At 62.4% G+C, this 23,554-nt stretch carries 18 protein-coding genes; 6 read left to right on the forward strand and 12 right to left on the reverse strand.

Features of this window, described 5'->3' with window-relative positions:
• Positions 1–288: 288 nt before the first annotated feature.
• Both cysS and PBDP_RS19580 read right to left on the reverse strand, forming a co-directional pair.
• Complete coding sequence (gene cysS, locus PBDP_RS19575; protein ID WP_109754679.1) at positions 289–1,671, reverse strand: cysteine--tRNA ligase; 1,383 nt, start codon at positions 1,669–1,671, stop codon at positions 289–291.
• A 21-nt stretch (positions 1,672–1,692) separates the two neighbouring features.
• Positions 1,693–3,390 carry a glutamine--tRNA ligase/YqeY domain fusion protein gene (locus PBDP_RS19580; RefSeq protein ID WP_134925033.1) on the reverse strand — a complete coding sequence of 566 codons (1,698 nt, stop codon included), beginning with the start codon at positions 3,388–3,390 and terminating at the stop codon, positions 1,693–1,695.
• Positions 3,391–3,639: 249 nt separating this feature from the next.
• On the opposite strand from PBDP_RS19580, the gene PBDP_RS19585 reads away from it, so the two are divergent.
• The gene (locus PBDP_RS19585; protein ID WP_212801198.1) at positions 3,640–4,143 is read left to right on the forward strand and encodes a peptidylprolyl isomerase; all 504 of its coding nucleotides are present in this window, start codon (positions 3,640–3,642) and stop codon (positions 4,141–4,143) included.
• Entirely contained in the window at positions 4,140–4,889 is a 750-nt protein-coding gene (locus tag PBDP_RS19590; RefSeq protein ID WP_176689423.1) for a UDP-2,3-diacylglucosamine diphosphatase, read from the forward strand. Before PBDP_RS19585 ends, PBDP_RS19590 begins: the two co-directional genes overlap by 4 nt.
• A gap of 158 nt (positions 4,890–5,047) precedes the next feature.
• Here the strand turns inward: PBDP_RS19590 and PBDP_RS19595 are convergent, their stop codons facing one another.
• From PBDP_RS19595 to PBDP_RS19625, 7 genes are all read right to left on the reverse strand, one after another.
• A complete protein-coding gene (locus tag PBDP_RS19595) occupies positions 5,048–6,577 on the reverse strand; it encodes a DHA2 family efflux MFS transporter permease subunit (RefSeq protein ID WP_116832940.1) in 1,530 nt (509 codons plus the stop codon).
• Positions 6,578–6,769: 192 nt separating this feature from the next.
• The gene (locus PBDP_RS19600) at positions 6,770–7,966 is read right to left on the reverse strand and encodes an HlyD family secretion protein (RefSeq protein WP_109754673.1); all 1,197 of its coding nucleotides are present in this window, start codon (positions 7,964–7,966) and stop codon (positions 6,770–6,772) included.
• Between the two features lie 15 nt (positions 7,967–7,981).
• Positions 7,982–9,451: an efflux transporter outer membrane subunit gene (locus PBDP_RS19605; protein WP_176689422.1), complete on the reverse strand. Its 1,470-nt coding sequence runs from the start codon at positions 9,449–9,451 to the stop codon at positions 7,982–7,984.
• Entirely contained in the window at positions 9,448–9,921 is a 474-nt protein-coding gene (locus tag PBDP_RS19610) for a MarR family winged helix-turn-helix transcriptional regulator (protein WP_109754671.1), read from the reverse strand. The genes PBDP_RS19605 and PBDP_RS19610 overlap by 4 nt, the downstream gene beginning before the upstream one ends.
• Before the next feature lie 233 nt (positions 9,922–10,154).
• Positions 10,155–13,829 (reverse strand): translocation/assembly module TamB domain-containing protein, encoded by a 3,675-nt coding sequence (locus tag PBDP_RS19615; RefSeq protein ID WP_212801199.1) that lies wholly within the window; start codon positions 13,827–13,829, stop codon positions 10,155–10,157.
• The gene (locus PBDP_RS19620; RefSeq protein ID WP_205419926.1) at positions 13,826–15,553 is read right to left on the reverse strand and encodes an autotransporter assembly complex protein TamA; all 1,728 of its coding nucleotides are present in this window, start codon (positions 15,551–15,553) and stop codon (positions 13,826–13,828) included. Before PBDP_RS19620 ends, PBDP_RS19615 begins: the two co-directional genes overlap by 4 nt.
• Positions 15,554–15,618: 65 nt before the next feature.
• A complete protein-coding gene (locus PBDP_RS19625; protein WP_109754668.1) occupies positions 15,619–16,263 on the reverse strand; it encodes a GNAT family N-acetyltransferase in 645 nt (214 codons plus the stop codon).
• 177 nt (positions 16,264–16,440) lie between these two features.
• On the opposite strand from PBDP_RS19625, the gene xthA reads away from it, so the two are divergent.
• Positions 16,441–17,253 carry an exodeoxyribonuclease III gene (xthA, locus tag PBDP_RS19630; protein WP_109754667.1) on the forward strand — a complete coding sequence of 271 codons (813 nt, stop codon included), beginning with the start codon at positions 16,441–16,443 and terminating at the stop codon, positions 17,251–17,253.
• A 39-nt stretch (positions 17,254–17,292) separates the two neighbouring features.
• Here the strand turns inward: xthA and PBDP_RS19635 are convergent, their stop codons facing one another.
• Together PBDP_RS19635 and PBDP_RS19640 are read right to left on the reverse strand one after the other, a co-directional pair.
• A complete protein-coding gene (locus PBDP_RS19635; RefSeq protein ID WP_116832944.1) occupies positions 17,293–17,844 on the reverse strand; it encodes an ester cyclase in 552 nt (183 codons plus the stop codon).
• Positions 17,845–17,910: 66 nt separating this feature from the next.
• Positions 17,911–18,924: a polysaccharide deacetylase family protein gene (locus PBDP_RS19640; protein ID WP_116832945.1), complete on the reverse strand. Its 1,014-nt coding sequence runs from the start codon at positions 18,922–18,924 to the stop codon at positions 17,911–17,913.
• A 114-nt stretch (positions 18,925–19,038) separates the two neighbouring features.
• Between PBDP_RS19640 and PBDP_RS19645 the strand changes: the two genes are divergently transcribed.
• From PBDP_RS19645 to PBDP_RS19655, 3 genes are all read left to right on the forward strand, one after another.
• Positions 19,039–19,932: a LysR family transcriptional regulator gene (locus PBDP_RS19645; protein ID WP_116832946.1), complete on the forward strand. Its 894-nt coding sequence runs from the start codon at positions 19,039–19,041 to the stop codon at positions 19,930–19,932.
• A 101-nt stretch (positions 19,933–20,033) separates the two neighbouring features.
• Complete coding sequence (locus PBDP_RS19650) at positions 20,034–21,359, forward strand: substrate-binding domain-containing protein (protein WP_370873825.1); 1,326 nt, start codon at positions 20,034–20,036, stop codon at positions 21,357–21,359.
• Between the two features lie 514 nt (positions 21,360–21,873).
• Positions 21,874–22,215 carry a DUF6124 family protein gene (locus tag PBDP_RS19655; RefSeq protein WP_109754665.1) on the forward strand — a complete coding sequence of 114 codons (342 nt, stop codon included), beginning with the start codon at positions 21,874–21,876 and terminating at the stop codon, positions 22,213–22,215.
• Between the two features lie 100 nt (positions 22,216–22,315).
• Here the strand turns inward: PBDP_RS19655 and PBDP_RS19660 are convergent, their stop codons facing one another.
• Positions 22,316–23,554 (reverse strand): M20/M25/M40 family metallo-hydrolase, encoded by a 1,239-nt coding sequence (locus tag PBDP_RS19660; protein WP_176689418.1) that lies wholly within the window; start codon positions 23,552–23,554, stop codon positions 22,316–22,318.

Below are 23,554 nucleotides of genomic sequence, written 5' to 3' on the forward strand. Positions count from 1 at the left end.
ACTAGCTCATAAAACCATGATTGCCAGGGTAGGCATGCAAAAAACTGTGGGAGCGAGCCTGCTCGCGATAGCGGTGTATCCGTTTGCAATGATGCTGAATGTACTGCCGTCATCGCGAGCAAGCTCGGCTCCCACAGGGATTGGCGGCGGGCAAAAAATTGGAAACTGCAACAGCTCCAATGTGGGAGCGAGCTTGCTCGCGATGGCGGTGTATCAGTCGACAAAAATGTTGCCTGACACTCCGCTATCGCGAGCAGGCTCGCTCCCACAGTGGTATTGCGTAAGACTTCAGTCCGCCAATCGCCAGGTCGTCCCGCCCTTGCCATCTTCCAGCACCACGCCCATGGCGGTGAGCTGGTCGCGGATGCGGTCGGATTCGGCCCAGTCCTTGTTGGCCCGGGCGGTCAGGCGCGCCTGGATCAATGCCTCGACCTCGACGGCGTCCACGCGACCTTCGGCACCAGCCTGCAGGAAATCATCGGCTTCGAGTTGCAACACACCCAGCACGCTGGCCAGTTCTTTCAGGCGTGCCGCCAGACCGGCCGCTGCATTGAGATCGCTCTCACGCAGGCGGTTGATCTCACGCACCATCTCGAACAGCACCGCGCAGGCTTCCGGCGTGCCGAAGTCGTCGTTCATCACCTCGGTAAAGCGTGCAACGAACGCTTCGCCGCCGGCCGCCGGCACATTCGGCATGCCCTTCAACGCGTGGTAGAAACGCTCCAGGGCGCCCTTGGCGTCCTTGAGGTTGTCTTCCGAGTAGTTGATGGCGCTGCGATAGTGGCTCGACACCAGCAGGTAACGAATGACTTCCGGGTGGTACTTTTCCAGCACGTCACGGATGGTGAAGAAGTTGTTCAAGGACTTGGACATCTTCTCGCCGTTGATCCGGATCATGCCGCAATGCATCCACGCGTTGGCGTAGGTCTTGCCGGTGGCCGCCTCGCTCTGGGCAATTTCGTTTTCGTGGTGCGGGAACTCCAGGTCGCTGCCGCCACCATGAATATCGAAGGTCTCGCCCAGGCAGCAGGTGGACATCACCGAGCATTCGATGTGCCAGCCTGGACGCCCGGCGCCCCACGGCGACTCCCAGCTCGGCTCACCCGGCTTGGCAGCCTTCCACAGCACGAAGTCCAGCGGATCCTGTTTCGACTCGTCGACTTCGATACGCGCACCGATGCGCAGGTCTTCGATCTTCTTGCGCGACAGCTTGCCGTAGCCCATGAACTTGGCGACGCGGTAGTACACGTCGCCATTGCCCGGTGCGTAGGCATAGCCCTTGTCGATCAAGGTCTGGATCATGCTCAGCATGCCAGGAATGTGATCAGTTGCCCGTGGTTCCAGATCCGGCTTGAGGATATTGAGGCGCGCCTCATCCTCGTGCATGGCCTTGATCATGCGCTCGGTCAACGCATCGTAAGGCTCGCCGTTTTCCCGGGCACGGTTGATGATCTTGTCTTCGATGTCGGTGATGTTGCGCACGTAGGTCAGGTCATAACCGCTGAAACGCAACCAGCGGGTCACCAGGTCGAAGGCGACCATGCTGCGACCATGGCCAATATGGCAATAGTCGTACACGGTCATGCCGCAGACGTACATGCGGACCTTGTTGCCATCCAGCGGCTTGAAGACTTCTTTGCTCTTGGTGAGCGTGTTGTAGATCGTAAGCACAGGGTTTCCCTTAAGACTTGATCACTGACCCCAGGAATCGCGCAAGGTCACGGTACGGTTGAATACCGGAGCACCGGGTTTCGAGTCCTTGATATCCGCGCAGAAGTAGCCTTCGCGCTCGAACTGGAAACGGTCTTCCGGCAGTGCGTTGCCCAACGAAGGCTCGGCACGACAACCAGTGAGTACTTGCAGGGAGTCAGGGTTGATGTTGTCCAGGAAGCTGGCGCTGTCTTCGGCCTTCTCCGGGTTCGGCGAACGGAACAGGCGATCGTACAGGCGCACTTCGCACTCGACGCTGGCGGCGGCCGGCACCCAGTGGATCACGCCCTTGACCTTGCGACCTTCCGGGTTCTTGCCCAGGGTGTCGGGGTCGTACGAGCAACGCAGCTCGACGATGTTACCCTCGGCATCCTTGATCGCTTCGTCGGCGCGGATCACATAGCTGCCGCGCAGGCGCACTTCGCCGGCAGGCTCCAGGCGCTTGTAGCCTTTTGGCGGCTCTTCCATGAAGTCTTCACGGTCGATGTAGATCTCCCGGGCGAACGGCAGGACGCGCACGCCCATGTCTTCTTTCGGGTGACGTGCCAGCTCGAGGTTCTCGACCTGGCCTTCCGGGTAATTGGTGATCACGACTTTCAGCGGACGCAGCACGCACATGGCGCGCGGGGCACTGTGATCCAGATCGTCACGGATGCTGAATTCCAGCATGCCGAAATCCACCACGCCGTCGGAGCGGTTGGTGCCGACCATCTCGCAGAAGTTGCGGATCGATTTTGGCGTGTAGCCGCGACGACGGAAGCCCGACAGCGTCGACATGCGCGGGTCGTCCCAGCCGTTGACGTGCTTCTCGTCCACCAGTTGCTTGAGCTTGCGCTTGCTGGTGATGGTGTAGTTCAGGTTCAGGCGGCTGAACTCGTACTGGCGCGGCTTGGCCGGCACCGGCAGGTGCTCGAGGAACCATTCGTACAACGGCCGGTGGCTTTCGAACTCCAGGGTGCAGATCGAGTGGGTGATGCCTTCGATGGCATCCGACTGACCATGGGTAAAATCATAGTTGGGGTAGATGCACCATTTGTCGCCGGTCTGGTGGTGATGGGCGTGACGGATGCGGTACATGATCGGGTCGCGCAGGTTCATGTTCGGCGAGGCCATGTCGATCTTGGCGCGCAGCACCCGTGCGCCGTCCGGGAACTCACCGGCGCGCATGCGAGCGAACAGGTCCAGGTTCTCCTCCACGCTGCGATCACGGAACGGGCTGTTCTTGCCCGGCTCGGTCAGGCTGCCGCGGTATTCCTTGGCCTGCTCGGGGGTCAGGTCGCACACGTAGGCGTTGCCGGCCTTGATCAGCTCCACCGCCCAATCGTGCAGTTGGTCGAAATATTGCGAGGCATAGCGCACCTCACCGGACCATTCGAAACCCAGCCACTTGACGTCGCTTTCGATCGCGTCGATGTATTCCTGGTCTTCCTTGGCCGGGTTGGTGTCGTCGAAACGCAAGTGCGTGACGCCGCCGAACTCCTGGGCCAGGCCGAAATTCACGCAAATCGACTTGGCGTGGCCGATGTGCAGGTAGCCGTTGGGCTCCGGAGGGAAGCGAGTGACGATCTGTGTGTGCTTACCCGAGTCCAGGTCCGCCTGGATGATCGGGCGCAGGAAGTTGACCGGCACGGCCGGGCCGGTCTTGGAATTCGAGGTAGGGTCGACAGTGGGCTTGCTCATAGGATCCTTGAACGTACAAGTGCGCGGCCGGGTGCGGCCTGATAAATCAAAGCCCGTATCATAGCCGATGCTGTCAAGCACCTGACAGGCCAGGTCGGTAAACGATTGAATTTAATCGACGACCAGATGAAAAACAGCCTCGAAATTCGTGCCTGGCACGCTAAACTGCCCAACCTGGCCGATTGCAGCCAGACCGGTTGCGGGCAGTGAAGCCCCGAAACCCACGAATTCCTTGAAAGAGTAGCGATCATGACCCAAGTCAAACTGACCACCAACCACGGCGACATCGTCCTGCAACTGAACGCCGAAAAGGCACCGCTGACCGTTGCCAACTTCGTTGAGTACGTCAAGGCCGGCCACTACGAAAACACCGTTTTCCACCGTGTCATCGGCAACTTCATGATCCAGGGCGGCGGTTTCGAACCTGGCATGAAGGAAAAGAAAGACAAGCGCCCAAGCATTCAGAACGAAGCCGACAACGGCCTGCCGAACAAAAAGTACAGCGTTGCCATGGCCCGTACCATGGAGCCGCATTCGGCCACCGCGCAGTTCTTCATCAACGTGGCCGACAACAGCTTCCTGAACCACAGCGCCAAGACCGTACAGGGTTGGGGCTATGCGGTGTTCGGTGAAGTGATCGAAGGCACCGACGTGGTCGACAAGATCAAGGGCGTCGCCACCACTTCCAAGGCCGGCCACCAGGACGTCCCGGCAGAAGACGTGATCATCGAGAAAGCCGAGATCATTGAGTGATACTGCTGATTTCAGACTTGCATCTGGAAGAGGAGCGCCCGGACATTACCCGGGCGTTTCTGGATTTACTCGCCACACGCGCCCGCTCGGCGCAAGCGTTGTACATCCTGGGCGATTTTTTCGAAGCCTGGATCGGCGACGATGCCATGACGCCGTTCCAGCGTTCCATCTGCCAGGCCCTGCGCGAATTGAGCGACAGCGGCACGGCCATCTTCCTGATGCACGGCAATCGCGACTTCATGCTGGGGCAGGCCTTCTGCAAAGCGGCCGGCTGTACCCTGCTCAAGGACCCGAGTGTCGTGCAGTTCAACGGCGAGCCGGTGCTGCTGATGCACGGCGACAGCCTCTGCACCCGCGACGAAGGCTATATGAAGCTGCGGCGCTGGCTGCGCAACCCGGTCACGCTGTTCATCCTGCGTCACCTGCCGCTGGGCAGTCGCCAGAAACTGGCGCGCAAACTGCGCAGCGAAAGCCGCACGCAGACACGCATGAAAGCTAATGACATCGTCGACGTCACGCCCGAAGAGATCCCGCGGATCATGCAGGAGTACGGCGTGAAGACCCTGATCCACGGCCACACCCACCGCCCCGCCATCCACAAGCTGCAACTGGGCGAACACGCAGCGAGACGCATCGTGCTGGGAGATTGGGACAAGCAAGGCTGGGCGTTGCAGGTGGATGAACAAGGGTTTGCGTTGGCGCCGTTTGGTTTTGGTAATGCGCAGTTGGCGTTGCCAGGCAACTGAAGCGCGCAGATGTCCCCTGTGGGAGTAGGCCTGTGGGAGCAAAGCTTGCTCGCGATGAACGATGACACGGTCTTGCAGTTGAACCGTGTCGCCCGCATCGCGGGCAAGCCTTGCTCCCACAGCCCCGCTCCCACATTGGATTGCATTTCACTTCTGAATCAATGCCCCGCCGACGCAGGCCCCGCCTTCGCCGCGAACGGCGGCTTCGCCAGCCACACCAGCAAGATCAACCCCATGAACCCCCATCCCAGCAACGTGAAGTAATCCACGGTGGAGAGCATGTACGCCTGGCTGGTGAGGATCTGGTCGAGCTGGGCATAGGCCGGGGCACTCGCGCCGCCGAGCTGGTTGAGTGCTTCACGGGTGGCCGGCTCGTAGGTGCTGATGTGTTCGCTCAGGTAGGCATGGTGCTGGTCGGCCCGGCGGATCCAGATCCAGGTGGTCAGGGACGCGGCGAAGCTGCCGCCCAGGGTCCGCAGGAACGTCGCCAGCCCGGCGCCGTCGGCAATCTGGTGCGGTGGCAGGTCCGACATCAGGATGCTCAGGGTCGGCATGAAGAACAGCGCCACACCGATGCCCATGAACAACTGCACCATCGCGATGTGCTGAAAATCCACTTCATTGGTAAACCCGGCGCGCATGAAGCAGCTCAGGCCGATGGCCAGGAACGCCAGCCCGGCCAACACACGCAGGTCGAACCGGTGGGCGTACTTGCCGACGAAGGGCGACATCAGCACCGGCAGGATACCGATGGGCGCCACTGCCAGCCCGGCCCAGGTCGCGGTGTAGCCCATCTGGGTCTGCAACCACTGCGGCAGGATCAGGTTGATGCCGAAGAACCCGGCGTAGCCCCCCACCAGCACAATGGTGCCGATGCGAAAGTTGCGGTAGGCGAACAGCCGCAGATTGACCACCGGATGGCGGTCAGTCATTTCCCAGATCACGAACACCGCCAGGGCAATGAGCGAAATCAGTGCTCCGATGATGATGAAGTTCGATTCGAACCAGTCCAGGTCGTTGCCTTTGTCGAGGATCACCTGGAGCGCGCCGACCCCGATGATCAGCGTGATCAGCCCTACGTAGTCCATCGGTTGATGGCTGGTGACCACCGGCCGCGCCTTGAGCTGTTGTTGCACCACCATCGCCGCGAAGACCCCGATGGGCACGTTGATGAAAAAGATCCACGGCCAGCTGTAGCTGTCGGTGATCCAACCACCGAGGATCGGCCCGGCAATCGGCGCCACCACGGTGACCATCGCCAGCAAGGCCAGGGCCATGCCGCGCCTGGCCGGCGGGTACACCGCGATCAGCAAGGTCTGGGTCATCGGGTACAACGGCCCGGCGACCAGCCCCTGGAGTACGCGAAAACCAATCAGTTCTGGCATCGAAGTGGAAATGCCACACAAGAACGAAGCGAGCACGAACAGCATCGTCGCCCACAAAAACAGCTTCACCTCGCCAAACCGTCGGCTCAACCAGCCAGTGAGCGGCAAGGCGATGGCGTTGCTCACCGCGAACGAGGTAATGACCCAGGTGCCCTGCTCCGAACTGACGCCCAGGTTGCCGGAAATGGTCGGCAAGGCGACGTTGGCAATGGTGGTGTCGAGCACTTGCATGAACGTCGCCAGCGACAGCCCGATGGTGCTGAGCAACAGGCTGGGCGGCGTGAAAGACGCGTTATTGCTCATTGCGAAATCCTATGAAGCGACGGTGGTGAATCGCGGGCAAGCCTTGCTCCCACAGGTTCCAGGACTACCTGAACCATTGAACAAAACACAAAACCTGTGGGAGCCGAGCTTGCTCGCGATGGGGCCCTTACAGCCAATATCTTTGTTGCCTGCCATGCCGCTATCGCGAGCAAGCTCGGCTCCCACAGGTGATCAGCGCTGGGCAGTCTTGCTCGCAACCGCGCTGTTTTCGTGAATCAGCCGCGAGATCATCGCGTCGGCATCGGCCAGTTGCCGGTCATAGACCTGGGTGCTGAACGAGGCTTTCTGCGGTGGCTGCTGGGCCAGTACCGGGCCGCTCTGGTCGCGCAGATTGACGCTGACCAGGGTCGACAGGCCGATCCGCAGCGGATGCTCGGCCAGCTCCTGGGCATTGACATGAATGCGCACCGGCACCCGCTGGACGATCTTGATCCAGTTACCCGTGGCGTTCTGTGCCGGCAGCAAGGCAAACGCGCTGCCGGTGCCGGCGCCGAGGCTATCGATGGTGCCGCTGTACTTCACATCGCTGCCGTACAGGTCGGCCTCGATGTCCACCGGCTGGCCGATGCGCATGTCGCGCAGTTGGGTTTCCTTGAAGTTGGCATCGATCCACAGTTGATCCAGCGGGATCACCGCCATCAACGCCGTGCCTGGCTGCACCCGTTGGCCCAGTTGCACGGTGCGTTTGGCGACATAACCGGTGACCGGTGCAATCAAGGTGCTGCGGGCGTTGGCCAGGAAGGCCTGGCGCAATTGCGCGGCGGCGGACTGCACGTCGGGATGGGACGACACCACGGTATCGTCCACCAGGGCGCTGGTGGTCTTGAGTTGTTGCCGGGCATTGGCCAAGGCGTTCTGCGCCGAGGTCAGGTCGTCCCGGGCGTGAGACAGTTCTTCCTGGGAAATCGCCCCGCCAGCCGCCAGGTTCTTGCGTCGACTGTAGTTTTCCTGGGCCTTCTGCACTTCGGCCTCTTGGGCATTGACTTGCGCCCGCATGCCATCGACGTTGCTGTACAAGCCACGCACCTGGCGCACGGTCCGGGCCAGGTTGGCCTGGGCACTTTGCAGCCCGACTTCGGCATCGTTCGGGTCGAACTGCACCAGCACCTGGCCTTCACGCACCAGATCGCCGTCGTCGGCACCGATGCTCACCACGGTGCCGGTGACTTGCGGTGTGATTTCCACCACGTTGCCGTTCACATAGGCATCGTCGGTGCTTTCGCTCCAGCGACCATACAGTTCGTGCCAGGCCCAGACACCCAGGCCCGAGAGAATGACCAGCAGCGTCAGCGTCACCAGCATGACCTTGCGCTTGCGTGGGTTGCTGTCTTGCGCATGTTCGGATTGAGTCGTTTCGGCAGTAGCCATGACAAGTACCTCGAATCAGTTATTCGGCGTGGCAGAGACCGGAGTGGCCGCCGCCAGGGTCTGGGCCTCGAAACCACCGCCCAGGGCCTGCATCAGTTGAATCGACAAATCGATCTGCTCGGCATTCAGGTTCGCCAGTTGGCGCTGGGCCTGGAGCAATTGCTGCTCGATGCTCAGCACGTCCAGGTAATTACCGATACCCGAGCCGTAGCGCTGGACCACCGTGTCGTAGGAACTCTGGGCGATATCGGTGGCATGCTGCTGGGCACCGATTTGCCGGGCGATATCGCGCAACTGGTTGATGGTGTCGCTGACATCGCCAAGGGCCGTGACCAGGCTTTTGTTGTATTGCGCCACCGCCAGGTCGTAATCGGCGTCCCGGGCATCCAGGTCGGCCCGCAAGCGGCCGCCATCGAAGATCGGCAACGACACCGTCGGCGCCACATTGAAGAAGCGGCTGGCCGAGCCGAACATCGCATCACCCAGCAGCGAGCGTGTCCCGGCCGCCGCACTCAGGTTGAGATTGGGATAGAAGTTGGTCTTGCCGGCCTCGATGTCCTTGCTCGCCGCCTCGACCCGCCAACGCGCCGCGACCAAGTCCGGACGCCGCCCCAGCAACTCGGCGGGCAGATTCGACGGCAAGGCGACCGCGCTGGCTTGCAGCACATTGGGCCGGGCGATTTCATTGCCACGGTCCGGGCCCTTGCCGAGCAAGACCGCCAGGGCGATCTTGGCGCTTTGCAGGCGTTTCTCCGCATCGATCCGGGAGGCATCGGCGCTGGCTTCCAGGCTTTCGGTCTGCTGGAACTGATATTCGCTGTCGATCCCGGCAGTGAGGCGACGCTTGCTCAGGTCGAGCATCTGTCGGGTGCGCTTGAGGTCCTCGGTGGCCAGGTCATAAATGATGTGGGCCTGGCCCAGGTCGCTGTAGGCCCGGGCCACGTCGGCGGCCAAGGTCAGTTGCGCGGCCTGGCGATCGATCTCGGCGGCGCGGGCCTGGCCCAGGGCGGCTTCCCAGGCAGCACGCTGGCCGCCCCAGAGGTCGAAGGTGTAATTGAAATCCACACCCAGCGTGCGCAGGGTGCTATACGCCTCACCCAGCCCTTGCGGGTCCTGGTCACGGGACAGGCGCGAACGGCTGACGCCGCCGCTGGCATCCAGGGTCGGCATGCGCGCCGCGTTGGCGGCATAGGCGGCAGCACTGGCCTGATGCACCCGGGCGCTGGCGATCTGCATGTCCGGGCTATCGCGCAAGGCTTCCCGGATCAGGCCATCGAGTTGCGGGTCGCCAAGGCTTTTCCACCAATCGCTTTTCGGCCACGCGGCCGGTGACAGCGTGACACCGTTCAGGGATTGCCCGGCCTTGAGGCTCTGGGCCTCGAGGCTGACGCCTTCGGTCTTCAAGCCGCTGTAGCTGGCACAACCGGCCAGGCTCATGGCCAAGACCACCAGGCTTAATCGGGTACGCAAGGTTTTACGCTTCATTTTTCCCCCAGTCGCGACACGGTAATGGGGTCACCGGCGGCGAGCAGAATTTTCTTGAGGATCTGTTCGAGGGTTTGCAACTCCTCGGGGCTGATGGCGCTGGCCAACTGGTTCATGGCCTCGGCACCGATAAACGGCAGGCGATCGGCGAGGGCCTGGCCGGCTTCAGTCAGCACCAGGCGCACTTGCCGGCGATCCTGGGCGGAACGTTCGCGGGCCAGGAAACCTTTCTGCTCCAGGCGATCGAGCATCCGCGTCATCGAGCCGCTGTCCAGGGACAGGTAGCGACACAGCTCGGCCGGTGTCTCGATGCCGTACTGGGCCATGATGATCAATACCTTGAACTGCGCGGCGGTGATGCCGACAGGTTCCATGTGGGTATCGATGATTCGGTCCTTGAGCAACGCGGTGCGGCCGAGCAGCATGCCGAGATGGCAATTGTGGAAGTTGTCTGGGGTGAAGTGCTTCATCTGACCACCGTTTGCTGCCTAGGCAGTGAATGTATGTCGAGATATTACTGCTTAGGCAGCGAATGTCAATCAAATAGTTAGGTTGCTATGCACTAACAGACAAACGCAGATAAAAATGTGGGAGCGAGCCTGCTCGCGAATAGCGGTGTGTCAGTCAACGAAGATGCTGAATGTCACTGCGCTATCGCGAGCAGGCTCGCTCCCACATTGGACATGGAGGATTCAGGGAGGGTTTAGAAATCGCGCTTGTAGAAGATGTCCAGCGAGCTGGCCACGCCGCTGGCGGCTTCGAGGTAGACCTTCTTGCTGAGCTTGTAGCGCAGGGCGATGGTATTGGCCGGTTCGAACACGCCGACGCCGTAGCGCAGGCTGAGCTTTTCCGACAGGTTGCCGCTGGCGACCACGCTGGTGGCATTGCCGCTGCCCTGGGTGTCGAGCTGAAAATCCTCGATCCCCAGGTTGTTGGCCAGGCTGCTGGTCACCCCCGAACTGCCCATCAAGCCCAGGCCCAGCGCCGCTTGGGCGAGCATGTTGTTGTCCTCGCCGGTGGTGCTCAGCGGTCGGCCCAGCACCAGGTAGGACAACGCCTGCTCCTGACTCATGGCCGGCTCCGAGAAGATTTGCGTGGTCGGTTGCTCGGCGCTGCCGCTCAAGCGGATGCCGGCGATCACGTCGTCGGTCTGGCGGATCGCTTCGATGTCCAGGTAGGGCTGGTCGATGGGGCCGGCGAACAGCAGCCGCGCCCGGCGCACTGTCAGCCGTTGCCCGTAGGCGCGATAGCGACCGTCGTTGAGCCAGAGCTCGCCGCGGGTATCCATGTTGTCGCCGATGTGAACCTGGCCTTGCACATTGGCCGTCAGGCCGAACCCCGAGAACGCGAGTTTGTCCTGGCCGACGATCACATCAATGTCCATCGCCATGGCCAGCGGCGCCTTGCCCTCCTCGGTCTGGTGGCCGACGATCACGGTGTCATCGGAAACCTTGACGGTGGACGGCGGCAGTTCACGGATGGTGATCTCACCTTTGGGCACCAGCACCTTGCCGGCAATGGAAAGCTGATCGCCGTGCATCGTGATATTGAGGTCCGGCGCCACGTCGAGCACCGCATAGGGCTCGACGGTGACCGGCAGTTGCGAGCCCTTGAGGGCCAGGTTCATGGTCAGGGCGTCGCCCCAACCGACAGTGCCACTCAAGCGGCCCTGCCCGCTCTTGCCACTTTTCCAGTCTCCGTCGAGCCGTATCGTTTCGCCGGCAATCATCGCCCGCACCTGCAAGGCCTCAAGGCTGACCGGCAGTTCCGGGCCGGACACTTCGCCGTCGCTGAGCAGCAGGTTGCCGTTGACCTGGGGCGCGAGCAAACCACCGGCCAGGGTCCCGCTGCCGCTCAGATGCCCGGTGAGGGTTTCCACCATCGGCACGAACGGCCGAGCCACCGACAGGTCCAGGCCGCTCAGGCGGAACGAACCGCTCAGGGGCTTGCTGGCCGGTAGCGGGTTGATCTGCGCCTGGAGCATCAGTTCGCCGAGCCTGGTGCCGACAAAATTCAGGTCGGTGTCGATGCGCCTGGGGGTCAGGCGACTGTTGAGCGTCAGGGTCTGGTATGGAAAGTCCAGCCATTGCTCCTTGTCGCGGATCCTTAAAGTACCGCCGCTGGCGTCCACCAGGATCCGGCCATTCGGGCCGCTGGCCGGCAAGTCCAGTTGCAGGTCCGCGTTGAGCCGGCCCTGCCAGGCAAAATCCTTGGGCATCCACTGGGCCAGGCTTTCGATGGGGAATTGCTTGAGGTGATAACGCAGCTTCGGTTCCGGCATCAGCCGCTGATCTTCACCGCACAGGCTGGCCTCGCCAGAACGCCAGCAATGAGCACCGACGTTGAGGGTGCCATCGGCCAGGCGCTCCAGTTTCGCCGGGGCTTGCAGGCGCCAGGCTTGACCGCCAGCCTCCACGTCGCCGCTGGCCAGGCGTCCGCGCCAATTGCCCTGGTCGAGCGTGCCATCGAGCGCCAGGGTGGTGTCGAGCTGTGGCCCTTGCAGGTCCAGGTTGAGCTTTTGTTGCTTGATGTCGCCCTGCCCGCTGACGGTCAGCACGCCCAGCGAAGTCTCGCCGACGCGGATGCCGCTGGCCTTGAGATCGAGCTTGCCGCGCTGGGCGCTGTCGAGCGTGGCATCGAGGTTCAGGCTTTGCAGGCGATTGTCCTGCAACGCCAGTTGCGTGCCTTGCAGGCCGAGCTTGCCTTGGGGCGCCTTGAGCGTGCCGGCCACATCGACACGGCCGACGACTTGGCCACGCAATTGCGGCCACAGTTGGGCCAGGCGCGAGAGCTTGATATCGATCTGGCCAGTGAGTTTTTCTTGCAGGCTGCCGGTGCCGTTGATGCGGTTGTCCCCCAGGCGGATGTCCAGGGCGCTGAGGTTCCACCGCTCGCCGGCGCCGCTGGCCTTGGCCTGGAACAGCGCCGGTTGGCCACGCAACTTGCCCTTGAGATCCAGGTCCGCGTCAACTTCGAGATGGTCGTTCTTCATCGCCCCTTTGCTGCGCAACGGCCCGGCCAGGGTCCCAGGCAATTCGCCCAGCCAGTACGCCGGGTTGATGGCCGACAGTTGCAGCGCCGTGTCCCAGGCAATGCCATCGGCAAATTGCAGGCTCAGGTGCCCTTCGGCCTTGCCCTGCCCCGCCGCGAGCTTGAGTTGCGGCAAATGGATTTGCCTCAGGTCGCCGCTGAACGGGCTGTCCAGGCTGAAGGCCCCGGCGGGGCCGTCCAGTGCGGCCTGAAAGTTGCCCAGGTATTTGCCATCGGTGTAGGAGACTTCGCCGTCGAAGCTGCGCAATGTCACCTGCGGCTCGTCGATCAGCGGATAGAGGCGATGCCAGGGGAAATCCAGCCAGGCGACTTTCGCCTCGGCGCGCAGGCCTTCGCGCCAGTCCAATTGCCCGCTGAGTTTCAGGCTTCGCTGATCGCCGGCATCAAGATCCAGGCCGGCGATCTGTGCGCCATTGGCGTCCACGCTGCCTTGCAGCAACAACGCCACCGGCCCTTTCTCGGCGGGCAATGTCGCCTTGCCGAGCAGTCGATAGCCATTTTTCAGGTCGCCTTCGCCGGTCAATTCCAGTTGGTTGAGCAACAAAGTGTCTGGCAGATCGGCACTCGCCCTGAAGCCGTCGGCGGTGATACGCACCTTGGCCGGCAGGTTGTCCGCCAACGGTTGCAGTTCACCGGTCAACTGGCCTTGCAGGTAACCGCTGCTGCCGGCCTTGAGGTTGAGGGTCTTGAGCAGGTTGCCGTCGACTTTCAGGTCCAGGGCCCAGGGCGTGGCGCCCGGCGCTGGCAAGGTCAACCGGCCCTCGGCGTTCAACGGCCAGTCGCCGCCCGGCTTCAGCAAGCCGGACAGTTTCAGGCTCAACTCGTCGCGCTGCAATTGCACCGAATCGATCTGCAGGCCCTCGGCGGTCCAATGGGCAACCAATTGCAGGCCCTTGAGCTGCTCGCTGCCGTTGAACGACAGGCTGCCGACCTGCACATCGCCCAGTTCGATAGCGAACGGCAAGTCCAGGTCCGGCAAGCTGATCGGGCCGCTGCTCGGTTCATCGGCAGAGGCTGGCAATTGCAAGGCGACCTGGTCAGCCTTGAGCTGTTCGATGCAGAGGGTCATGCGTGCCAGGCACAGCGGCGACCAGGCGAATATCAGCCGATCCACCTCCACGCGACTGGCGTCCTGCTGCCACAACAGGTGATCGGCGCTCCACTGCCCGCCCAGGCGGCCCTGGAAATTCTCCACGCTCAGCCCCGGCACGAGGCCGAGGGCCCAACGGCTGCCGAATGCCGTGCCCAACACAACGCTCAAGGCCAGCACCAGTGCCAGCAACACCCCGGCAACCGCCAGCAGCGTTATTTTCACACCACGCTTCACAGCTCAGGCCCCATGGAAAAGTGCAATCGGATACCGCCGTCGTCGTCCATCGCATGGGCCAGGTCGAGGCGGATCGGGCCCACCGGCGATACCCAGCGCACGCCAACACCCACGCCGGTCTTGAGGCTCGGCAGTTCAAGGCTGTTAAACGAGTTGCCCTGGTCGACGAACGTCGCCAGCCGCCATTTTTCCGCGATTGAATACTGATATTCGAGGCTACCAGCGACCATGTAGCGACCGCCAATACGGTCGCCCTCGGAGTTTTCCGGCGACAGGCTCTGGTAGTCATAACCGCGCACGCTCTGGTCGCCACCGGCGAAAAAGCGCAGGGACGGCGGGATGGATTTGTAGCCATTGGTGGCGCTGCCGCCGATCTGCGCCCGAGCCAGCAGCCGATGCTTGTCGAACACTGTGGTCAGGCCCTTGACCATGGCGGTGCCATATAAAAGGTTGTTGTCCGAACCAAGGCCCTCCTTGGCGACCTTGGTGTCGAACTGCAAGCGGTAGCCGTTGTGCGGATCGATGCGGTTGTCGCTGCGCAGGTAGGAATAGCTCACGCCCGGCATCAACAGCGTGCTCAGGCCCGCATCGTCACCGAGGCGGTACTCCTCGCGCTGCCATTTGAGCGACACCACCCGCTGCCAGCCACTGGGCAACTTGCTGTGCCATTCCGGGCCCACGGTCAGCAGTTTGCTGAGGCTGTCGGTGCCGGCCAGTTCTTCATATTGATAACCGCCGGCGTAGCGCATCTTGTCGGTCAGCGGCGGGTCCAGCGGCACGTCGTACCACAGGCCGACGTTCTGCCGGGGCGCCGAAACTTCCGCTTCCCAGCCATAGCTATGGCCCTGGGGGTTGACCCAGTGGCGCGTCCAGTTGGCTTTCGCCCGCGGGCCGACGTCGGTGGAAAAACCCAGGCCCAGGCCCATGGTCCGCGGCTTGCGCGTGTCGAGCTTGACCGCCACCGGGATCACGTTATCGGTGGCGGCGGTGGGCGCGGCATCCACGCGCACGCCTTCGAAATAGCCGCTCGATTGCAGGGCCTGGTTGAGCTCTGCGATGAGTTCGGAGTCGTACGCCGTGCCGGCCTTGAACGGCACCATGCGCTGTAGCAGCTCTTCGTCGAACGGCGTGTCGCCCTCGAAGCGCACCGGGCCCAAGGCATAGCGCGGGCCGCTGTCGTAGATCAGTTCAATGTCGGCGATGCCTGCCTGGGGGTCCACCAAGAGTTTCTGCCGGGTAAAGCGTCCGCTGAAAAAACCATAGCGCGAGGCCTGGTTCTGGATCACTCGCTTGGCATCTTCATAGCGACCATGGTTGAGCACCGCGCCAGGCTTGAGGGCGGCGTTGCTGGGCACGCGAAAGGCTTTGAGCGACGCCGCCGGGCCATCGATGCGCACGGTGACATTGCGCAAGTGCACAGGCTCGCCCGGGTCGATGGTCAGCACCAGGCGTGGGTCCTTGCCGCCCTTGACCTCACTGTCGATCTGCGGCTGGTAGTAGCCCAGCGCCTGGGCGGCCTTGCGCGCCTGCTCCTCGGCGCCGCGACTGAAGCGCAGCAAGGCCTCCTCGTCACGATCCCCCAAGCCACCGATGTAACCTTCTACGTTGGCCTTGAGTTCATCGTTGGACGGCTGGACTCGTACTTCCAACTCACTGTTTGCCAGTGCCGCGCAGCTGAGGGACAGCAAAAGCGCGCCACCGGTCATTCTTCCTGGGAGGTTCATGGCGCGGATGCTATCACGAGCGTAGGTGCCTGATAGAGCCGGACATTTCGCAAAAGTTCGGCCGACTATGCCGTTGCGCTTTGCAGAACCTGCGGGTTGGCGTGGAAGAACACATGCTCGCGGATCGGTCCTACAGCAACTTCACCAATTTCCTCGTAACCCTGGCGCTTATAGAACTCAAGGTAACGCGGGTTGCCGGTGTCCAGCACCACGCCTTGGGAATGCTCGTCCACCGCACACCAGTTATGGACCGCCTCAAGCAACTGTTCACCGAAATGTTTGCCCTGGAACTGTGGGTGCACCCCCAGTAGCGGCAGTACATGCACTGCATCCGAAGGCAGGCAGGCCAACACCGCCGCGTGGTATTCCAAGTAGCGTCGGGTGCAGCGAAAACCGGTGCTCAAGACCATGCGCAGACGCCAGGCCCAACTTTCGGTGATACCCAGGCGTCGCTGCGGCGGGGCGATCAGGGCGATGCCGATCAGGCGGTCGTTGACCAGCAGGCCAATGGCCGGCAGGTCCTGGAGAAAATGCTGCTTGACCAACTCACGCACCGTGGCCCGGACCCGCTGTTCATAACCTGGACGCTCGGATTCGAACAGGTAGCTGAAGGTCGGCTCATGGCGATAGGCCTGGTACAACAACGAACGGGCTTCACGGGAATAACCACTGTCGAGCATATGGACGTCGGCGATGGCGGTTTCAGGCATGGCGTTGGATCTCCTGGGGCGAGGCTCGGTGAGGCCCAGCTCTTATTGAGTACGAACCCGATTGGGTTGCGATCGTTCCTACACCCACAGGACATTAGCAGCGCATTTGTCCTACTGCCACGCTGGCTCCCTTCCCACATGTCAGCTAGCATCGCAGTTTTGCCAGGACAGCCGACCATGAAGATCGTCTCCTTCAACATCAACGGGCTGCGCGCCCGTCCCCATCAGCTGGCGGCGCTGATCGAGAAGCACCAGCCGGATGTGATCGGGCTGCAGGAAACCAAGGTCCACGACGAACAGTTCCCCCTGGCCGAAATCCAGGCCCTGGGTTACCACGTGCATTACCACGGACAAAAAGGCCACTACGGCGTCGCCCTGCTCTCCCGCCAGGCGCCGCTGAGCCTGTACAAAGGCTTCGAGGGCGACGACGAGGACGCCCAGCGGCGCTTCATCTGGGGCACCTTCGCCGATGCCAACGGCGTACCGGTGACCATCATGAACGGCTATTTCCCACAAGGTGAAAGCCGCGACCACCCGACCAAATTCCCGGCCAAGGAGCGTTTCTACAGCGATTTGCAGCAACTGCTGGAAAGCCGCTTCAGCAACGATCAGCCGCTGGTGGTGATGGGTGACGTGAACATTTCCCCGGAAGACTGCGACATCGGCATCGGCCCGGACAACATGAAGCGCTGGCTGAAGACCGGCAAATGCAGCTTCCTGCCGGAAGAACGCGAGTGGATGGCCCGCCTGAAAAACTGGGGCCTGGTGGACAGCTTCCGCCACCTGAACCCGGACGTCACCGACCGCTTCAGCTGGTTCGACTACCGCAGCCGCGGGTTCGAAGACGAGCCCAAGCGCGGCCTGCGCATCGACCTGATCCTCACCTCCCACGGCCTGCTGCCACGGGTCAAGGACGCCGGGGTGGACTATGAGCTGCGGGGCATGGAAAAACCGTCGGACCACGCGCCGATCTGGCTGCAGTTGAGCTGACCGGCAAGAAACGGCTCGCCGCAATGGCGAGCCGTCCTGTCACAGCGTACCCAGTTGCTTGAACAGGGTCAGGTTGTCCTCGATGTGCCAGTTGGCGACGATCTTGCCCTGGTCGACCTGGTAGATATCCGTCGCAATGAACTCCACCGGCTGGCCCTGGCCCTTGAGCTGGTCGAAGGTCCCGGTGAAATGCCCGCGAAAGCGCAGGTGCACCACCACCCGATCCCCCGCCACCAGCATCTGCTCCACGACGCAGCTGAGATCCGGCACGGCAGTGCGGAAAGCCCGCGACGCCAGCAACGGGCCTTCCGGGCCCTGCTTGCGCCCGGCCGGAGGGGTCTTATCGATGAAACTCGACGCCAAGGCTTCGCGGGCCAGCGCTTCGTCGCCGGTGTGCCAGAACGTGTCATAGCGCCGCGCCGCCAGGATCATCGATGTCGCCTGCTGCTCGGACAGGCTGCGGTCGACAATCAGGCTTTGAGGTTGCACGAGCGCATCGGTGGCGGCCGAAGCCCCCAGCGACAGGCCCAGGCTCAGGAAAAAACCGGCCAGGCGCAGGCCGCCGGGCATGGCAAGGGATGAGAACGACATGGTGGATTCCTTCGGGTCGATCAAGGGCCGGACAACACCGTGCGGCCCAGGGTTATGGAACAGGTTTCAGAGGGTTTCGGACTCCCGCAAGGACAGCGGGCTGGCAAGGGTGTAGCGGGCAATGTCGTCCTTGCGCATGAACGCCACGCCCGGATGGCTTTTGGCGTAACGCAGGAACTCATCCCAGACCCGCACCATTTGGGGCGTGCCGCTGATGCGGTCGTGGGCACTGATGGACATCATTCGTCGCCGCGTGCCGGCTTCTTCGTAGAGCTGGTCGAAATCGAGCTTCACTTGCTCCAGGAAAGCCTGGGGCGAGTAATGCCGGCCTTCGATCAGCACGATGTCGTTGTTGCGCAACGTGTAGGGGACCACGACGAAATCCTTGCCGTTGACCGCTTCGATGAAGGGTTCATCGCGGCTGACGTCATCGATGTGATAGAGGTAGCCCAACTCTTGCAACAACCCCAGGGTATTGGGTCCCCGGCGCAGCCAGTTGCAGTTGTAGCCGGTGACTGGCTGCCCGGTGACCTCCTGGACCATCTGCGCGGCCTGGCGCAGGAACGTGCGTTCCTCGTCCCGACTCATTGCAAATTGCGAACTCCAGCGCGGCCCGTGCCCGGCCGCCTCGTGACCGCGAGTGACGATCTCCCGTGCCAGGGCCGGTTGGTGCCGCGCCGCTTCGCCGATCATGTGGGAGGTGACCTTGACGCCATGGCGGTCCCACAGATCCAGCAAGCGTGGGATGCCTTCCCGATAGCCGTAGGCAAACCAGGTATTGGTTGCCGGATCGCTAGGCACACTGTTCGGGAAGTCGACCGCGGGAAACGGACTGTCAGTGCCTTTAGGCGGCTGTCCGCCCGCTTCGAATTGCATGGAAATCGAAATGACCAAGCGCGTGTCGCCCGGCCAGAAGCCCCCCTTGGAAACGCCGGCGGCTTTTGCCAAGACGCCAGCCTGCGCCGAGCCCGTCGTCAGCAGGTCGCCTACGGCCAACAGCGCCGCGCCAGCACTTGCCTGGGCCAGGAAAGTCCTGCGTTCGGGATTGTGAGTGACATCGGCTGCTTCGGGGATGGCCATGGCAGAACTCCTGGGAAACGCTGCGGTGTGATCGTCTGAGGTGCTAAGGTATGCCTTGCGGGTTTTCCTGATAATTGATCAACTTACGAAAATACATTTCGGAACTTCCGAACAATGTTCCTGAAGAATCTCGAGCTCTTTCTGCTCATCGTTGAAAAAGGTGGCTTGTCTGCTGCCGGTCGAGAGGTAGGGTTGTCCCCGGCCTCGGTCTCGGAGCGGCTTGCCCTCCTGGAAACCTATTACGGTGCCAGCCTGCTCAATCGCACCACGCGGGCGATCAGCCTGACCGACGAGGGCAGGATTCTGGTCGAAGGCGCCCGGCGCTTGCTGGCCGAGGCCGGCGAGTTGCACAGCAGCATCCGCACCGGTACCCAGGCCCTCAGCGGGCCGATTCGCCTGAGTGCCCCGCAAGACCTGGGCCGCCAGTACATCGAGCCGATCCTGTCGCGCTTTCTCGACGAGCACCCCGATGTCAGCCTCGATCTGAACCTGGGCGATGGCTATGTGGACCTGGTCAGCCAGGGGTTCGATTTCGCCATTCGCTACGGTGCCCTGGCCGATAGCTCACTGCGGGCCAGGCCCTTGGGAGAGAATCGTCGCGTGGTCTGTGCCGCCCCCACTTACCTGGCGCGACATGGCACGCCAACGCATCCCTGCGAACTGGCCCGGCACGAATGCCTGGTGATGCGCCTGGGCATCAACACCGCGCGGGAATGGACATTCAGCCGGGACGGCGAGGTGCATCGGGTGATGGTCCAGGGCCGGCGAATCGCCAACGACGGCGGCCTGGTGCGGCAATGGTGCCTGGAGGGACATGGCATCAGCCTCAAGTCGATCTGGGACGTACGCGACGATCTCAAGAGCGGACGGCTGGTGGAATTGCTCCCGGACTTCACCGCCGGCAACACGCTGCTGCAGATCGTCTACCCGACCGCCCGCGTCCAGCCCCGGCGCGTGCGCGCCTTGATCGAATGCCTGGTGGCCGGGCTGGCGGCGAGCGAGGCCTAGCGCAACCACCCTGTCATCGTTCAGTCATCTGCCTGACTTATTCTCCCGGCACTTCCCTGGGATCTGAAGGTGGCGGCATGCGGCTGTGCGTGGTCTGGATAATGGCGTTGTGGCTGCCGTTGGCGTTCTGCGCCGAGCGTGAGCCCGCGCCTGGCCTGCCCCTTCCTGCGTCCGGCCCGGCCCTGCGCCTCCAGGGCTCCAATACCATCGGTGCGGCTCTGGGACCGGCGCTGGTCAGGGGTTTGATGGAGGATCAGGGGCTGCGCAGGGTCAGTAGCGAAATCACCGGCCGGGACAACGAACAACGAATCGTCGGCCAGACCACCGATGGCCGACGGGTCGAGATCGACATTGCCGCCCACGGCTCCAGCACCGGGTTCGCTGCCCTCAGGCAGGCCAGCGCCGACCTGGCCGCCTCGTCCCGCCCGATCAAGGACAGCGAGCTGAAGGAACTCGCGTCCCTCGGCGATCTGAAAAGTCCTACCGCCGAGCAGGTCATTGCCATCGACGGCCTGGCGATCATCCTTCATCCGCAGAACCCGCTACGTCAGCTCGATACCCTGCAACTGGCACGGATATTCAGTGGCGAGGCGAAAACCTGGGAGGCAGTGGGCGGCACTGGCGGGCCGATTCATCTGTATGCCCGCGATGAACAATCCGGCACCTACGATACCTTCAAGGAACTGGTGCTCAGCCGCCAGGGAAAACGGCTGGATCTTTCAGCGCGGCGCTTCGAATCCAGCGAACAGTTGTCCGACGCGGTCAGCCAGGACCCGCAAGGCATCGGTTTCATCGGTCTGCCCTACATACGCCAGGCCAAGGCGCTGGCGATTGTCGACGGCGACTCGCAACCCATGTTGCCGTTGAACCACCTGATCGCCACCGAAGACTATCCCTTGTCCCGCCGGCTGTTCTTCTACCTGCCCCCTCGGGAAACCAACCCCTGGGCCACGGCGCTGGTCGAGTTCACCCAAAGCGACCAGGGCCAGGCCATCGTTGCGGCCAATGGGTTCATCGCCCAGACCGTCCAGGCCATGGCCGTCACCCCCAATGCACTGATGCCCGAGGGTTACCAGGCCCTGAGTCGTCATGCCCAACGCCTGAGCGTGAATTTTCGCTTCGAAGAAGGCAGTGCCAACCTCGACAACAAGGCTCATCAGGATCTGGGCCGGGTGCTCGACTATATCCAGAAGCACGGCAAGACCGAGCGGCGCGTGACGCTGGTGGGTTTCGGTGACGCCAAGGACGACCCGGCACGGGCGGATCTTTTATCCAAACTGCGGGCCATGGCGGTGCGACGTGAACTGGTCAAGTACGGCGTGACCCTGCGCGAAGTGCGCGGCTTCGGCGCGCTGATGCCGGTGGCGGCCAATAATGAAGATGGAGGGCGGATCAGGAATCGGCGGGTGGAAGTTTGGGTTTACTAGCAACGCCGCCATCAAAAGACGAACCCGCTTTTTGTGGCGAGGGGATTTATCCCCGTTGGGCTGCGAAGCAGCCCCCAAAGGCGCTACGCAATCTATCTGAGATACCTCACTGTCAGGTTTTAGGGCTGCTTCGCAGCCCAGCGGGGATAAGTCCCCTCGCCACAATAGCTTGTTGTTTATCCCGCTAACTTCGATGTAGGAACAAGCCAAGTCGCCTTGCGCCATTGCCTACAACTACGCCAGAATCCGCCGGCTTGTGCGCCTGGAGGCTCGGCTCTATCGTTTCCCGGTCGCTGACGAATCAGCGATCGGGTTTGGTAGCCCGGGTTGTCGGTGCATAGCGTCACCCTCTGCAAGTGCAGTCATGCACTTCGCTTTTTGGTGGCCATGCGCAGGGTCTCTTCGGAGGCGCCGGCTCCGATGCCCGGTCTACCAACCTTCGTATGGCCACCACCCAATTCGTTTGGTAGCGAGCAGGTGATGGCTCCTTTTCAAATGCATCGGAGCTTCAACTATGTTCAAAGCAACACCCAACCCGCCGGATTCCGATCCAACGACCCACAACTCAAAAGAATTCGACGAAGCCGCTGACCGCGCCCTCGACTACTACCTCAAACCCAAACCCGACAAACCCGAGCCTGATCCAAGCCAACTCTTCACGGTCGTCAACGGCGTCGACACCGAATCCCTGCTCGCCAATCTCAGTGAAAACCTGGCCTCGGCCAATGCCATGGTCAGCAATCTGGCCTTCGACCTGGAAGGCCCGAGGCGCCACATTGCCCTGGGCATCCAGCAGTTGATCGAACTGAGCGGATTGCTGGCGAACCGGGCGTTGGATAACATCGACCCGCGCTAACCGACTCACCGCCTCTGGAGCACACCAGAGGCCTGTGGGAGCAAAGCTTGCTCCCACAACAGGTTTGCCTTTGCCCCGACGGTTTGTGCCTGGTTGACTATTAGCGCCCCGCCAACTCCATGATCATCCGCGACAACAGATAAATCCTTGGCACTACGCTCTCAACCTCCGCGTATTCCTCCGGCGTATGGATGTTGCCACCGACAATGCCAAAACCATCCAGCGTCGGCGTACCCACCCCGGCCGACAAGCTGGCATCCGCCGCGCCGCCGCTGCCTTCTTCGGTGAGTTTGCGCCCCAGTTCGCCATAGATCCCTTGGGCCATGGCCATCAATCGATCCGACTCCGCCGTCTGCGGCATCGGTGGCAGGCCGCGTTTGAGGCTGGTGGTGACTTCGGTGTCGGCGATCAATTTGTCCTGCGACACCCGCGCCAGGTCTTTTTCGATGCGGTCGAACTCCTCCGGCACCGCCGCCCGCACGTCAGCCTTGGCGCTGGCCCGGTCGGGGATCACGTTGGTCCGGTCGCCAGCCTGGAGCACGGTGAAGTTGATGGTGGTTTTCTTTTCCGCGTCGCCGAGCTTGCCCAGCTGCAGGATCTGGTGCGCGGCTTCCATCGCCGCATTACGCCCCAGTTCCGGCGCGACACCGGCGTGGGACGCCTTGCCCTTGACCTCCACCAGCGCGGTGGCACTGCCCTTGCGCCAAACCACCAAGCCATCAGCCGGGCGACCCGGTTCCAGGTTGAGGGTCACGTCATGGGCCTTGGCGGTTTTCTTGATCAGGTCGGTGGCCACGTCCGAGCCGGTTTCTTCGCTGGCATCCAGCAGGAAGGTGATCTGCGCGTAATTCTTGAAGTCGAGGTTCTTGAGGATCTTCAACGCGTAGATACCGGCGACGATGCCGCCCTTGTCGTCCATCACCCCCGGCCCATAGGCGCGACCGTCCTTGATGTGGAACGGACGCTCGGCGGCCGAGCCTTCCTTGAACACCGTGTCCATGTGGGCCATCAGCAGGATCTTCGCCTTGCCGGTGCCCTTGAGGGTCGCCAGGATGTGCTGGGTACCGTCCGAATTCGGCACCTTCTCGATGGTGGCGCCCAGCTTCTTCAATTCGTCGATGGCAATGTCACCGACCTGGCTCAGCCCCGGTACATACCCGGAGCCGGAGTCGATATTCACCAGCCGTTCCAACAGCTTCAGGGCTTCGCCCTTGTATTGCTCGGCATCGGCCAGGACTTGCTGGTGGGGCTGCGCAAAGGCCATGGGGGCGAAGGCGCCAAGGGCCAGGCTCAGGCCGAGACTGACGGCCAGGCGAGTGCGAAGAGCGGTCATCGTCAT

It is taken from the genome of Pseudomonas sp. St290, from assembly GCF_018325805.1.
Lineage (GTDB): Bacteria > Pseudomonadota > Gammaproteobacteria > Pseudomonadales > Pseudomonadaceae > Aquipseudomonas > Aquipseudomonas bijieensis.